Source organism: Bradyrhizobium sp. LB8.2 (assembly GCF_040548035.1).
Lineage (GTDB): Bacteria > Pseudomonadota > Alphaproteobacteria > Rhizobiales > Xanthobacteraceae > Bradyrhizobium.
The window spans coordinates 1-13,884 of sequence record NZ_JBEPQV010000031.1 but is presented as its reverse complement, the minus strand read 5'-3'; the positions used below and the strand labels follow the sequence as shown (position 1 = coordinate 13,884).

At 63.1% G+C, this 13,884-nt stretch carries 14 protein-coding genes; 9 read left to right on the top strand and 5 right to left on the bottom strand.

Going from position 1 to position 13,884, the window contains the following annotated elements; genetic code table 11:
- Positions 1-162: 162 nt before the first annotated feature.
- Positions 163-1,401, bottom strand: a complete 1,239-nt coding sequence (locus tag ABIB06_RS29845) for an MFS transporter (RefSeq protein ID WP_354051593.1) — start codon at positions 1,399-1,401, stop codon at positions 163-165.
- Between the two features lie 129 nt (positions 1,402-1,530).
- Between ABIB06_RS29845 and ABIB06_RS29840 the strand changes: the two genes are divergently transcribed.
- Together ABIB06_RS29840 and ABIB06_RS29835 are read left to right on the top strand one after the other, a co-directional pair.
- The gene (locus ABIB06_RS29840; protein WP_354051592.1) at positions 1,531-2,139 is read left to right on the top strand and encodes a TetR/AcrR family transcriptional regulator; all 609 of its coding nucleotides are present in this window, start codon (positions 1,531-1,533) and stop codon (positions 2,137-2,139) included.
- A 1,646-nt stretch (positions 2,140-3,785) separates the two neighbouring features.
- Complete coding sequence (locus tag ABIB06_RS29835) at positions 3,786-4,058, top strand: hypothetical protein (RefSeq protein WP_354051591.1); 273 nt, start codon at positions 3,786-3,788, stop codon at positions 4,056-4,058.
- Between the two features lie 982 nt (positions 4,059-5,040).
- Here the strand turns inward: ABIB06_RS29835 and ABIB06_RS29830 are convergent.
- Positions 5,041-6,414, bottom strand: coding sequence for a PleD family two-component system response regulator (locus ABIB06_RS29830; RefSeq protein ID WP_247444324.1), 1,374 nt, complete (start codon positions 6,412-6,414; stop codon positions 5,041-5,043).
- Between the two features lie 14 nt (positions 6,415-6,428).
- On the bottom strand, positions 6,429-6,794 hold the full coding sequence (locus tag ABIB06_RS29825; RefSeq protein WP_247340659.1) for a response regulator: 366 nt from the start codon (positions 6,792-6,794) through the stop codon (positions 6,429-6,431).
- Positions 6,795-7,035: 241 nt separating this feature from the next.
- On the opposite strand from ABIB06_RS29825, the gene ABIB06_RS29820 reads away from it, so the two are divergent.
- From ABIB06_RS29820 to ABIB06_RS29810, 3 genes are read left to right on the top strand one after another with little or no spacing between them, the layout of a single operon-like run.
- Entirely contained in the window at positions 7,036-7,347 is a 312-nt protein-coding gene (locus ABIB06_RS29820) for a DUF3572 domain-containing protein (protein ID WP_354051590.1), read from the top strand.
- Positions 7,344-8,648 (top strand): DNA polymerase IV, encoded by a 1,305-nt coding sequence (locus tag ABIB06_RS29815; protein WP_354051588.1) that lies wholly within the window; start codon positions 7,344-7,346, stop codon positions 8,646-8,648. The genes ABIB06_RS29820 and ABIB06_RS29815 overlap by 4 nt, the downstream gene beginning before the upstream one ends.
- Positions 8,648-9,055, top strand: a complete 408-nt coding sequence (locus ABIB06_RS29810; RefSeq protein WP_354051586.1) for an ACT domain-containing protein — start codon at positions 8,648-8,650, stop codon at positions 9,053-9,055. The genes ABIB06_RS29815 and ABIB06_RS29810 overlap by 1 nt, the downstream gene beginning before the upstream one ends.
- 32 nt (positions 9,056-9,087) lie before the next feature.
- Here ABIB06_RS29810 and ABIB06_RS29805 read toward each other — a convergent pair whose 3' ends face one another.
- Together ABIB06_RS29805 and ABIB06_RS29800 are read right to left on the bottom strand one after the other, a co-directional pair.
- Positions 9,088-9,489 (bottom strand): RidA family protein, encoded by a 402-nt coding sequence (locus ABIB06_RS29805; protein WP_354051585.1) that lies wholly within the window; start codon positions 9,487-9,489, stop codon positions 9,088-9,090.
- A gap of 162 nt (positions 9,490-9,651) precedes the next feature.
- Positions 9,652-10,497 (bottom strand): cell envelope integrity EipB family protein, encoded by an 846-nt coding sequence (locus ABIB06_RS29800; protein ID WP_354051584.1) that lies wholly within the window; start codon positions 10,495-10,497, stop codon positions 9,652-9,654.
- Between the two features lie 242 nt (positions 10,498-10,739).
- Here ABIB06_RS29800 and ABIB06_RS29795 point away from each other — a divergent pair, with 242 nt between their 5' ends.
- From ABIB06_RS29795 to ABIB06_RS29780, 4 genes are read left to right on the top strand one after another with little or no spacing between them, the layout of a single operon-like run.
- A complete protein-coding gene (locus ABIB06_RS29795) occupies positions 10,740-11,207 on the top strand; it encodes a RidA family protein (RefSeq protein WP_247444327.1) in 468 nt (155 codons plus the stop codon).
- A gap of 5 nt (positions 11,208-11,212) precedes the next feature.
- On the top strand, positions 11,213-11,959 hold the full coding sequence (locus tag ABIB06_RS29790; protein ID WP_247444328.1) for a glycerophosphodiester phosphodiesterase: 747 nt from the start codon (positions 11,213-11,215) through the stop codon (positions 11,957-11,959).
- 53 nt (positions 11,960-12,012) lie between these two features.
- Positions 12,013-13,254 (top strand): GNAT family N-acetyltransferase, encoded by a 1,242-nt coding sequence (locus ABIB06_RS29785; protein ID WP_354051581.1) that lies wholly within the window; start codon positions 12,013-12,015, stop codon positions 13,252-13,254.
- A 51-nt stretch (positions 13,255-13,305) separates the two neighbouring features.
- Positions 13,306-13,734, top strand: a complete 429-nt coding sequence (locus tag ABIB06_RS29780; RefSeq protein ID WP_247340675.1) for an HIT family protein — start codon at positions 13,306-13,308, stop codon at positions 13,732-13,734.
- Positions 13,735-13,884 lie beyond the last annotated feature (150 nt).

The following is a 13,884-nucleotide window of genomic DNA, read 5'->3' as shown; positions in this document are numbered from 1 at the left end:
TAGCCATTTTTAGGACTATGCATTTTCGGCATTGAATGGATTTTTATGCGGACCTTCATCAGGGCCTTCATGCCGGCTTGGGTCACAAGCGGCCCATCACGACCAAGCAGCGTGGCGTCCGTTCAAAGCTCGCAAGCTGACGATAGCGACCACACGCCCCGCCTACGCCGTCCGTAACACCGGCGCCGGGGGCTGCGACGGCCGGATCAGCGCGAACGCGACCTGGATGATGCCACCGGCGAGGCCGAGCGCCACGCCGATGCGCCAGGCCATGGTGTAGGAGCCGAGCGCGTCGTAGATCACCCCTCCTCCATAGGCGCCGAGGAAGCTGCCGATCTGGTGGCTCATGAAGGCGAGGCCCTGGATCATCGCCTGCCAGCGCAAGCCGAACATCTCGGCGACCGCGCCCGCGACCAGCGGGCCGACGCCCATCCAGAGGAAGCCCATGATCGCGCCGAACAATAGCGTCGAGGCCGGCGTCGCAGGCAGCATGAAGTACCAGGCGAGTGCGAGCGAGCGCAGGATGTAGATGCCGCCGAGTAGCGCCAGCTTGTTCCAGCGCTGGCCGGCCCAGCCGAAGAACAGCGATCCCAGCACGTTGAAGCCGCCGATCATGCCTAGCGTCTGCGCGCTCAGCATCGGATCGAGGCCGCAGATCGCGAGATAAGACGGCAGATGCGTGGTGAGGAACACGAGCTGCATGCCGCAGACGAGATAGGCGCAGGTCATCACCACGAAGGACGCGTTGCCGAACGCGGTCCTCGCCGCGGTCGCGGCCGTTGCATCGCCGATGTCATCGGCGGATGGCTTCGGCAGCGGGATCGCGTCGACACGCCCGGCATACCAGGCCGCAGGGATCATCAGCACCGACATGACGACGAAACCGGCGAGGCCGGCGCGCCAGCCGAATCCCTCGTTGAGCATCTGCCCGATCGGCGCCGACAGCAGAGCGCCGAGCGAGCCCGCTCCGGAGACGATGCCGAGCACGGTGGAGCGCACCGTCGCCGGCACCGCGCGCGCCGCCACCGACATCGCGATCGCAGCCGCGGTGCAAGCCAGCGACGTCCCGATCAGGACGCCGGCGCCGATCATGATGCTGACGAGCCCGTTGGCGGTCGCCATCAGCACCAGGCCCGCGATGTACATGAACGATCCGACGATCATGATCGGACGAAAGCCGTAGCGCACGGTCAGCGCGCCGATAGGCGGCTGGAGAAAGCCCCAGGCGAGATTCTGCACGGCCAACGCCAGCGTGAAGTCGGAGATCGACAGATGAATGTCGTGCGTCAGCGGCTGCATGAAGATGCCGAGGCTCTGCCGCAGCCCCATGCTCAGCGTCAGCATGATCGAGGCGCCGATCAGGATAGGCAATGTCGGACGCAGGACCTGCAGCAGGGGCATTTTCTTCTCCCTCATCGGCGCGGCGCGCGCGCCGTCGTCTGCATCGCTCGTTGATTTTGATTACACAGACCTGTGTACTTAGGCTATGGATAGCGTGCGCTGTCAAGCGAACAGGACATTCACCGCCGCATGGCTCCCCCGCCCGCCCCACAGACGATGAAAGAGCGGATCCTCGAGACCGCCGACAAGCTGTTCTATCTGCAAGGCATTCGCGCCATCGGCGTCGATACCATCGCGGCCGAGATCGGCATCTCCAAGCGCACGCTCTACAACCACTTCCCCTCCAAGGACGCGCTGATCGCAGCGTATCTCGAACGCCGCTTCGTGCAGCCCCGCCCCTCGGACAAGGCCCCGGCCGAGCAGATCCTCGCCACCTTCGATTCGCTGGAGCGGCGTTTTGCGGCCAAGGATTTTCGCGGCTGCCCGTTCGTGAACGCGGTCGCCGAGCTTGGCCCGGCGGACCGCGCCGTGAAGAAGATCGCAATCGCCTTCAAGGAAAGCCGCCGCGTCTGGTTTCGCGACCGACTGAACGAGCTCGGCGTTACGAATGCGGAGGCACTTGCAACACAGCTCGTACTGCTGGTCGACGGCTCGATCGCGCAGGACCTGGTGCGTGACGACCCCGCAATGGCGCGCGCGGCGAAGGAAGCGGCGAAGGTGCTGCTGCGGAATGCGGGGGTGGATGTGGGGGATAAGGCTGCAGTGAAGCCAGGCAAGCGGGCGGCCCGGTATCCCTGAAGCAGCTGAAAGATCAGAGCCCGATCCGCTCGCCGCAAGAAGCCCGGATAGGCGAGCACGCCCCCGAACCCTGAGCGAGCGGCTTGCGTCAACAATCTGGGAATTCTGGGGCCGACGAATGGGCTTGGAACGACTTGCCGATTGCAAAGTTTTCCCGTTGCCCTTTGCCAAGGGGTGGCTGCCTTCCCCAGGGCAGCCTCAACAGCCCCAGCTTCACCGCCCTGAAGCTGGGGTCCTTTTGCTGTCTGGACAATTTGGTCTGCAGACCTCAGGAGGCGTTGATGCAAGCTGATCACGCGACCCTTCTTGTTGAACGGTTTAACGACCTCTCTTCTCAACTGTCAGATCTGAAAGATCTCCGGCTTAAAGTCGAAGAGGCGGAGCGACGCGCTTGCATTGTGCCTCCATTGCAGTCGCCCCCGAGCACTCAATCGCCTCCGGGCCAGCCGACATCTTCCTGAGCGCGTCATGGACCGCGCTGGCCGAACCAGCGCCCCTGAGGCAGTGAGCCTGACGTATTGAAATCCGATGTTCGCCCATGGTAGTTTTCTACTTTTTCCCGATAGTGTTTTTGTGCTGGGGAGGACATTTATGCAAAGCTCTCGCGCAATCCTTTATGCCCAACAACTTAGCGAACTCACTTCTCAGCTCTCAGAATTGGAATATCTTCGAGGTCTAGTCGAAGAAGCAGAGCGAAGCGCCCGCGGTGTGCCTCCATTACGCTTGACACATCCTGCTTCGCGCCGCCTTCGAAGGCGTGAACCGGGCGCCCTGTCTGTCCGCCTCCGTCGCCACGCGCCACCAAGCAGGAATGCAGGAGCTATCAGCCCGCCTGACAACGACAACCAAGTCGATTGGACTTTGCTGGAGCCATTCCCCGACGGATGGTGGGCTTCCCCCTAAACCTCTCCAAGCGCTGGGACGAAGAGATCGGTCCAATGCCCGAGAGACGCTCCCCTGAAGAGAGCGAGCCGATATCCCTGAGGGAGTGGACCGGCACCCTACAATCGGGCCGAAGTTCGAATGCAGCGGAAAATGTGAGCAGTTTCATAAAAGTGCACAGAAAGCAGGGCTAAAATCCGATACCTTCCTTCGGTTCACCGCCTAGTGCGGCTGCCTGCCCTTTCTTTTGCTAAGAGTTTTCAGCGGCTTTGTGTTGGAGGCATTGATGAAGAACTCTCCCGGTCTCCTTTTTGCCCAACGGTTGAACGAACTCAATTCTCAGCTCTCAGAATTGGAAGAACTTCGAACTCGGATCAAAGAAGCGGAGCGACGCGCCTGCGGTGCACCTACACTACGATCGAACTCAAAAACTCCGAAATCTCGAAAATCGATATCTGTCCTGACGCTCGTAACCGTCCCACCTGCCGAACGTCGCCTGAGGCTTCGTCCCTGAGAGGAACGGCTTGCGCTCCGCCTCGATATTAAACAAGCTCATGCGCCACCGGAGCGTAGTATTGGGTGGCCGCCCCACCTTTTATCAGGACCTTTGGCTTGAACCGCCGTCGCCTCCCAGGGCGGCGGCGGTTTCGATTTGTCGATACATATCAAGCGGCTTGAAGGAGTGGAAGGTCTCAGGTGACGCTTGACACGCGACAACAACCCAAGGAAGCATCTGGCGTTTTTCATGCCCTTGGAGATTGCCGATGACTACCATCCACATGGACTCGTCCCTCAGCCAGACCGCCACCCGCGCCGTTTTGAACGGAGGAGTTCTGAGGTGCACAAAGACCAGCGACAAGGACGTTTATTCCCATTCGATTTGGGCGACCGAAAGCAACATCCGTCAATTCACGATGCACGAAGGGGACAGCATCGTCATCCCACCCGGTTCGACCGTGACGATATGGATATTCCGAAGGCAGCCGGGAAATTCTACTTGGACCATGGACTTCGAACTCAAGGAAAATGCAGCCTGACAAGCCATTCGAAACAGCCGCTCTCGGAAAGTCCAAGAGCGGTCCCCTGAAGAGAGCGAGCCGATACCCCTGAGGGAGCGGCTTGCCTCAACAAATCCGGGAATTCTGCGGCCGACGAATGGCTTTGGAACGACCTGCCGATGGCAAAGTTTTCCCGTTGCCCTTTGCCAAGGGGCGACTGCCTTCCCCAAAGGGCAGCCTCAAGACAGCCCCAGCTTCACCGCCCTGAAGCTGGGGTCCTCTTGCTCCAGATTCACATGCTTTAATGAAGTTGCGCCCGCCCGATGAATACTCTGAAGTCTTGGAATGGCTTTAGTGCTGGGGCGATAAATACAGGAATTTCGCACGATCCTTTTGGCCCAACGGTTGAACGACCTCTCTTCACAACTCTCAGAGCTGGAAAATCTTCGACTTCAGATCGAACAAGCGGAGCGACGCCGGCGGGCTGTGCTTGCGCGGCGGCCCCCCTCGATTATTCCGCGTCTGGCTCATAAGCGCTTGGCACTTCCCTGAGGGAGTGCCGGGGAGCGGATCAGGCCGCTGTGGCCATCAGTGCGTTCGCTACCTGCACCGTTGCGAGATGCGTGAACCAGTCCATGCCGTCACCGGCAAGATGCTGCTGATCTGAGGAAACAACCCAGCTCCGGTTCTGCCCGCGACTCCGCCCGTCGAATAACCTGTGGAGTCCAACCACGATGTGTAGACGCTGCGGCGGACTGGATTCCCCGCCTGCCGCCTACGCTAAAAGCTTCGGCGCCCCTGGACCTCAACCTCGGCGAAGCCGGGTCGCGGGGAATGACGGCGCAGTTTGTTGACGTTCGGGATGCTAGCAGCATGCCCCTGTTTTGCCCGACGAGTCAAACGGCGTTGCTGTCTGCATCAGCCGTTTTGCGGCCGACGTAAGCCGTTGATTTCACTATCACCGGCTACTGTGCATGGGGTTGTTTTCGCGTTTTTTTCCCGCGGCCCTGTGCGAGCGACCTCACGCGGCCTGCGACACCACGCGGTTGCGGCCGTCGTGCTTGGCGCGATACATCGCGGTGTCGGCGCGCTTGAGGACGTCGCCAACCGCCTCGCCCTTCTGCTCCAACGTGGTCAGCCCGATCGAGATCGTGACTTCGATGCGCTTGGTGCCCTTGTGGATCGCGAACGGCTCGCCCGCGATCGAGCGGCGCAGCCGCTCGGCGACCATGCCGGCGACGTGGAGATCGGTCTCCGGCATCACGATGACGAATTCCTCGCCGCCGTAGCGGCAGGCGAGATCGATGCCGCGGATCGACTTGCGCACCCGCACGGCGAATTCGCGCAGCACGTCGTCGCCGGCGTCGTGGCCGTAATTGTCGTTGATCGACTTGAAGTAGTCGATGTCCAAAATCATCAGCGCGAGCGGCTTGCCGCGGGTCGCGGCCTGCTCGGCCAGCGTCGCGAGATGGCTCTCCATGTAGCGGCGATTGTGCAGCCCGGTGAGCGCGTCGGTGATCGCCATCTCGATCGAGTTCTGCACGTTGTCGCGCAGATGATCGGTGTAGCGGCGGCGGCGGATCTGGGTGCGGGCGCGCGCCAGCAGCTCGATCTTGTCGATGGGACGCAGCAGATAGTCGTTGACGCCGATCTCGAGGCCGCGGAGCAGCCGCGTCGAATTCTCGGGATCTGCGATCGCCAGGATCGGCACGTGGCGCGTACGCTCCAGCGAGCGCGCCTGGCTGCATAGCCGCAGCCCGTCGAAATTGTTGAGGTCGAGCGAGACGATCAGGAGGTCGTAATTGCCCTCGGCGGCGTGGAACAGCGCTTCCGTCGGGTTCGGCTCGACGTCGATAGTGTGCTCGGCGGCGAGGATCGTCGCCAGCCGCTCGTAGGAGGACTGGCGGTCGTCGACCAGGAGGATGCGGCCGCCCTTGCCGGTGTCGGCCACGGCGGTGCGCTCGGGCGCCTGCATGCCGATCTCGAGCGAAGTGATGGCGCGCATGCGCAGCTCATCGGTCATCATCTTCAGCCGCGTCAGCGAGCGCACGCGCGCGATCAGCACGACGTCGGAGACCGGTTTGGTGAGGAAATCGTCGGCGCCGGCCTCCAGCCCGCGGTTGCGGTCGGACGGGCTGTCGAGCGCGGTGACCATCACGACAGGGATGTGATGCGTGGCCGGATCGGTCTTGAGGCGGCGGCAGACTTCGAAACCGTCCATGTCCGGCATCATGACGTCGAGCAGGATGATGTCGCATTCGGACCGGCGCGAGATCTCCAGCGCCTCGGTGCCGTTCGAGGCGGTCATCACGTCGAAATATTCGGCGGACAGGCGGGCTTCGAGTAGCTTGACGTTGGCAGGGACGTCATCGACGACGAGGATACGCGCGGACACTGTGAACTCACTTCCTATCCGATGAAACGCCGGACCGTCTCGATAAATTTGCCGACCGAGATCGGCTTGGACAAATAGGCTTCGCAGCCGCCCTCGCGGATGCGCTCTTCGTCGCCCTTCATCGCGAACGCCGTGACGGCGACGACGGGAATGCTGCGCAGCTCCGGATCGTCCTTGATCCAGCGCGTCACCTCCAGGCCCGAGACCTGCGGCAATTGGATATCCATCAGCACGAGGTCGGGCCGCGTCTTGCGCACGAGGTCGAGCGCCTCGTAGCCGTTGCTGGTACCCGAGGTCTGGTAGCCGTGCGCTTCCAACAGGTCGCGGAAGAGCTTCATGTTGAGCTCGTTGTCTTCCACGATCAGGACGGTCTTAGCCATCCCGCCCTCCTGTTTGGTCCACAGACCGATACATGTGCCGCCTCAGGCGCCGCTCACCGGCGCTTCGAAAACTGGATTCAAACTAGGCTCAGATTCGCTTGAGTTTCGTTAAACCCGGGGGCCGACTTTCTGCGATGTGGTTTCCAGTTGCTTGTCCGGGGTCGCAAGACTTGGGCACGAGACTCGGGCATGATGACTCCAAAGTAGACACTGAAAGTTAACGGAAAGGCAAACCGGCCACGTGAAAAAGCCTGTTCACAACCCCCGCGAAGTCGCTGAAATCGTTGCGCTTCAGGCGCTGTCCTTCGTCGCCGGCGAGCCTGAGCGGCTGGGCCTGTTCCTGGCCGAGACGGGGGTCGGCCCGGAGATGTTGCGCAATGCCGCCTCGGACCCGAATTTCCTCCTCAGCGTGCTCGATTTCGTGATGCGCGATGACGCCACCGTGAAGGCCTTTGCGGACACTGCGGAGCTGCATCCGACCAACGTTGCCGCAGCGCGGCAGGTCTTGGGCGACGCGCTCGGCGACCGCCATTGGGAGCGCGACGTGCCGTGACCGCCCCGGAGGCGGCCGGGCCCCGCTGTTTCTGCCGGGATTGTTCGGCCGATCTGGACATGGCCATCCAAAGCCTGGGCGTGCGGCGCTGTTCCGCCTGCGGTTCCCCTCGTCTCGTCCGCCACCGCGCGCTCGCAAATCTGACCATCGCCCATATCGACTGCGACGCCTTCTACGCGACGGTCGAGAAGCGCGACAATCCTGAGATCGCCGACAAGCCCGTCATCATCGGCGGGGGAAAACGCGGCGTGGTGTCGGCCGCCTGCTACATCGCACGCACATATGGCGTGCGCTCGGCCATGCCGATGTACAAGGCGTTGGAAGCCTGCCCGCACGCGACGGTGATCGGGCCCGACATGGCCAAATATGTCCGGGTCGGACGCGAGGTTCGCCAGGCCATGCAGGCGCTGACGCCGCTGGTCGAGCCGCTCTCGATCGACGAGGCCTTCCTCGATCTCTCCGGCACCGAGCGGGTGCACGGCATGATCCCGGCGAAGGTGCTGGCGCAGTTCGCGCGCAACATCGAGCGCGACATCGGCATCAGCGTCTCGGTCGGCCTCTCCTGCAACAAGTTTCTGGCCAAGATCGCCTCCGACCTCGACAAGCCGCGCGGCTTTGCCGCGCTCGACCAGGAGGAAGCCCGCGAGATGCTGGCTTCGAGGCCGGTCGGCTTCATCTTCGGCGTCGGACCGGCCACGCAGGAGCGCCTGGTGCAACGCGGCTTCCGCATCATCGCCGATCTGCAAAAGGCCGACGAGATCGAGATGATGCGGCAGTTTCCGAGCGAGGGCCGCAGGCTGTGGCGGCTCGCGCGCGGCATCGACGACCGCCGCGTCGAGCCTGATCGGGGCGCCAAGACGATCTCGAGCGAGACGACGTTCGAGACCGACATCCGCGATTTCGCGGCGCTGGAGCGGATCCTGTGGCGGCTGTGCGAGAAGACGTCGTCGCGGCTGAAGAGCAGCGAGCTTGCCGGCTCCACCGTCACGTTGAAATTGAAGACCGCCGACTTCCGCCAGCGTACGCGCTCGCAGTCGATCGCAGCCCCGACGCAGCTTGCCGCAAAGATCTTCTCGATCTGCCGCGAGATGCTGGCCAAGGAGATCGACGGCACCGCCTTCCGCCTGATGGGCGCCGGCGTCAGCGCACTGCGCGAGGGCTCGGTCGCCGACGACACCGACATGCTCGACCGCCGCGCCGCCCACGCCGAGCGCGCGGTGGACAGCTTGCGTAAAAAGTTCGGCAGCGCCGCGGTGATCCGAGGCATCGCCTATGAGGGGCCGGAAAAGGCGCAGGAGTGATGACAGGCGAACGCGATCTCGACGCGCTGCTGAGACACATGAAGCCGGAAATGCGGTCAGAGGCGTTCGTGTTTTGCACGATCCCGACAGACCAGCCGATTCCCGCAATGCTCAGCCCTTTGCTGACGTTCCGCGAGCAGGAAGGAATGACGCTCGTGATCCCTCGCGAAGAGGCCGAAGCGGCAGGCCTAAGCTACGCGTTCGCCTCGCGCCTGATCACGCTGACCGTTCACTCCGCACTCGATGCAGTCGGCTTTCTGGCGGCGATCACGGCGCGTCTCGCCGCAGCCGGCATCAGCGTGAACGCCGTTTCGGCCTTCCACCACGACCATCTGTTCATACCGGCTGACAGGGCGGACGATGCGATGGCTGTACTGCAAGAGCTGTCCAAGGCGACGCACTCGTAGCCCGGATTACGCTTTGCCCCATCCGAAAGATCTCAATCCGCGACCGCGATCGCCTCGATCTCGATCATCCACTCCGGCGCGGCGAGCGCGGAGACACCGACGAGGGTAGAGGCCGGCGGCTCCATGCCTTCGAAGAAGGCCGAGCGGGCCTTGCCGATGATCGGGCGCAGCTCCGGCTTGTAGTTCACGACGAAGGTCGTGATCTTGACGATGTTGGCGTAGCTCGCGCCGGCCGCTTTCAGCGCGTGGCCGAGATTCTGCATCACCTGCGTGGTCTGCGCGGCGAGATCGCCCTCGCCTACGATCCGTCCCTCCTCGTCCACCGACACCTGGCCGGAGATGTAGATGGTCCGCGCCCCCGTGGCGGTGACGACGTGCGAATAGGCCGGATTGTGATGCAGGCCGCTGGGCCGGAGATGATCGAGCTTGGGCATGGTTGGCCTCCCGGATGTTTGTGGTTGGGAGGAAGCGTAGCTGGAGAGGGAGCGGAGAGCCAGCCCCGTCATTGCGAGGAGCTCTTGCGACGAAGCAATCCAGAATCTTTCCGCGGAGGGAGTCTGGATTGCTTCGCTTCGCTCGCAATGACGAAAGAACCCTCAATTGCAGGGCTTGCTGTCCTTCGCGTCGAACTTGCCCATCGCGCCCGAAATCACAAAATCGTTGTAATCGAGCACGAGCTGGCGCGAGACGCCGTTCTCGTAGAGCTCGAACGCCATCGCGTAGACCGGCGTCTGCTCGCCTTCCTTCTGCTGGGCCTCGCGGTCGAAATAGCTGACGGTCACGGGCCAACGCTTGAGCGACTTCATGTGCTCGTCGGACGTCGACGGATCGGGCGAGCCCTCGCGCTCGGCCGGGATCGGCTGGCCGATCACGGTCAGCGTGTTGTAGACCTTCTGGCCATCGTCGGAGCCGTCATAGACGGAGAGCTCGAGCAGCGACTTGCCGTCCTTGGCGGCGGCAATGATGCGCTGGATCTGTTCGGTCGGGAATACGATCTTGCCGTCGAGCGTAAAGCTCTTCGGCGCCGGCAGCTTCAGCTTGACGTTGATGTGGTCGCCGTCGCGCTCGGCCGAGCCGTCGACCCGGCCGGCATCCGCCTCGTTCATCCGCGTCTCGATCTTGAAGCGGTAGCTTTTGCCGGCGGCGTCCTCCCAGGAATTGGAGCGGAGGTCGCTGAGCGTGACCTTGCCCTCGCCGCTGTCGAGCTCGGAGACCTGGCGGAATTCGGAGGTGTAGCCCTCGCACGAACTGCCGGCGAAATTGTAGAGGATGCGACCTCGCGCGCTGTTGACCGAATTGGAGCGCGATTTCACCAGGCTCAAATCGTAGAGTGCCTGATGCGAGAGGAATGGACCGTTGGCGGCCTGCGCGACGCCTCCGGGACCGAAAGCGGCCGCCGCGAGCGCCGTCACACCGAGCGAAGTCCGGAAAAGGTGCAGCATGTCTGGTCCCTTGGGGAAAGCGCAAATTCGACATTTTAATGAACGTTCCATTGCGTCGCAACTGAGGCCGTTTCACGTAAAGTTGCGGCCCCAGTTGAACCACCTGCCCTGCCTCGACTAAATGCAGCCGCTTGCAGGCCCTTGGGCTTGCTTGCATGTGGCGGCACGATGGGCGAAACAGGGCGCGCCCGGCCTGCAACGGATGCGCCCGGGCGGATGGATTTTGGACAACGAGGTCGAACATGGCGGGCACGGTCGAACAGAAGCTGGCGGAACAGGGCATCAAGCTGCACGAGGCCCCCACCCCCGTGGCCAATTACGTGCCGTTCGTGCGTACCGGTAATTTGCTGTTCGTCTCCGGTCAGGTCTGCTTCGCCCCCGACGGCAAGCTGATCGCCAAGGGCAAGCTCGGCGCCGGCGTGACCATCGAAGACGGCGCGGCTGCCGCCCGCGGCTGCGCCGTCAACCTGCTGGCCCAGGTCAAGGCGGCGCTGGGCGACCTCGACAAGGTCGTTCGCGTGGTGCGCCTCGGCGGCTTCATCAACTCGGCGCCGGACTTCCTGGACGGGCCCAAGGTCCTCAACGGCGCCTCCGACCTGATGGTCGCCGCCTTCGGCGACAAGGGCCGCCATGCCCGCACCACCGTCGGCGTCACCTCGCTGCCCGCGGATGCGGCGGTTGAGGTCGACGGCGTGTTCGAGGTCGCCTGAGCGGAATGCGCGCTCCCGATTGGCTGACAGCCCGGCCGGTCGCCCATCGCGGCCTGCACGACATTTCCCGCGGAATCGTCGAGAATATGCCGGGCGCGGTTCAGGCTGCGATCGCAGGCAATTTCTCGATCGAAGTCGACATCCAGCTGTCGTCCGACGGCGAGGCCATGGTGCATCACGACCATGAGCTGGGCCGCCTGACCGAAGCCGTCGGCGCGCTGGTCGAGAAGACCGCCGCCGAGCTGAAGGCCGTCACGTTCAAGGACACGGCCGAGCGGATGATGTCGCTCTCCGACCTCTGCAGCATGGTCGCCGGCCGCGTGCCGCTGGTGATCGAGGTCAAAAGCCATTTTGACGGCGACCGCAATCTGGTGAAGCGGATGGCCGAGGTGCTGGCGTCCTATCAGGGGCCCGCGGTCGGTATGTCGTTCGATCCCGACCAGGTGCTGGCGCTGCGCGACCTGTTGCCCTCCCTCCCGCGCGGCATCGTCGCGCAGCGGAGCTATGAGGACGAATATTGGGCTTACCTGAACCAGGAGCAGCGCGACAGCATGCTGTACCTGCGCCACGGCTTCCAGACCCAGCCGCATTTCGTCGCCTTCAAGGTCGACCACCTCCCGGCCCCGGCGCCCTGGATCGCCCGCAATGTGCTCGGCTGCGCCCTGCTAGGCTGGACCGTGCGCACGACCGAGCAGCGGACGCGGGTCGGGCAATATGCAGACCAGATGATCTTCGAGGGCTTCGTGCCGTAGGCTTGATGTTCCCACTCTTGAAGTCGCTGCTGCAATGCACGATCTTGGGCACGATGGCACCATCCGAAATCACCCTCGAAGCAGTACCTTCCATTGGCGAAGTATCGCCGGACGATTGGGACGCCTGCGCCAATCCCGGCAAGATTTGTAACGGGCATGGCAAGGGAACCTCATCCGGGCTTCCAGGCGTTTCCTACGGCCTCTCAAGGCCCGCCTATAACCCCTTCGTCTCCCACGCGTTTCTATCCGCGATCGAGAAATCGGGTTCGGCAACAATCCGCACCGGCTGGGGGCCGCGGCATCTCGTGGCCAGGATCGACGGCCGCGTTGCGGGGGTAGCGCCCTGCTATCTGAAATCGCATTCGCAAGGCGAATACGTCTTCGACCGCGGCTGGGCGGATGCCTATGAGCGTGCCGGCGGTCGCTATTATCCGAAGCTGCAGGTTTCGGTTCCCTTCACGCCGGCGACGGGGCCCCGGCTGCTAGTTCGCGACGGCGTTGACCACGAGCGCATCACGGAGGCGCTGGCGAGCGGGCTGGTGGCGCTGTGCGGCGTCAGCAAGGCTTCCTCGGTGCACGTTACCTTCGCGCGCGAAGCGGAATGGAAGCTGCTTGGGAAGCACGGCTTCCTCCAACGCACCGACCAGCAGTTCCACTGGCACAACCCGGGCTTTGCGACGTTCGACGATTTCCTGGCGACGCTGAACTCACGCCACCGCAAGTCGATCAAGCGCGAGCGGCGCGATGCACTGGCCGCCGGGGTCACCATCCACTGGCTCACGGGCAAAGACATCACCGAGGATGCCTGGGACGCCTTCTTTCAATTCTACATGGAGACCGGCTCGCGCAAATGGGGCCGGCCGTATCTGACGCGGGAATTCTTCTCGCTGATCGGCGAGACCATGAGCCAGGACGTGCTGCTGATCATGGCACGCCGCAACGATCGCTGGATCGCTGGCGCGATCAACTTCATCGGCTCGGACACGCTGTTCGGCCGCAACTGGGGTGCGGTCGAGCATCATCCCTTCCTGCATTTCGAGGTCTGCTATTATCAGGCGATCGACTTCGCCATCAAACACGGCCTGGGGAATGTCGAGGCCGGCGCGCAGGGTGAGCACAAGATCGCGCGCGGCTACCTGCCGCGGACCACCCACTCCGCCCACTTCATCGCCGATCCCGGCTTGCGCCGCGCCATCGACGATTACCTCAAGCGCGAGCGCGCCTATGTCGCAGAAGCCGGACGGGAGCTGGCCGAGCTCGGCCCGTTCCGCAAAGGCGCCGACGAGGCGCCTTGACGGTTCACTGCTGCTGGTGACAGTAGCGCGAAATTCCAGGGAGCTGCCGCCATGACCGCCTACGACACCAACAACATCTTTGCAAAAATTCTGCGCGGCGAATTCCCCTGCCACAAGGTCTACGAGGATGAGCACGTGCTTGCCTTCCTCGACATCATGCCGCGGGCACCAGGCCACACGCTGGTGATTCCAAAAGCCCCTGCCCGCAACATCCTCGACATCAAGCCTGATGACTACGCCCATGTCGCCCGCGGCGCGCACAAAATCGCAGCCGCTGCGATGACAGCGTTTAGGGCTGACGGCATCACCGTGCAGCAGTTCAACGAGGCGGCCGGCGGACAGGTGGTATTTCATCTCCACATGCACGTGATGCCGCGCCACGACGGAGTGGCCCTACTGCCGCCCGCCAGCCGCAAGGAAGACGTCAAGGTGCTGGAAGAGAACGCGACCAAGCTGATCGCGGCGTTGAAGGAGGTTTGAGTTTCTCGGCTCGTCATTGCGAGCGAAGCGAAGCAATCCAGACTGTGTCCGCGGTGGCAGTCTGGATTGCTCACATGGGGATTTGGTGTGTCAAGGCGGATGTTCAGCTTTTTGTTTGATTGCTGCCAGCTTTTCGTCCCGACCGCTGGG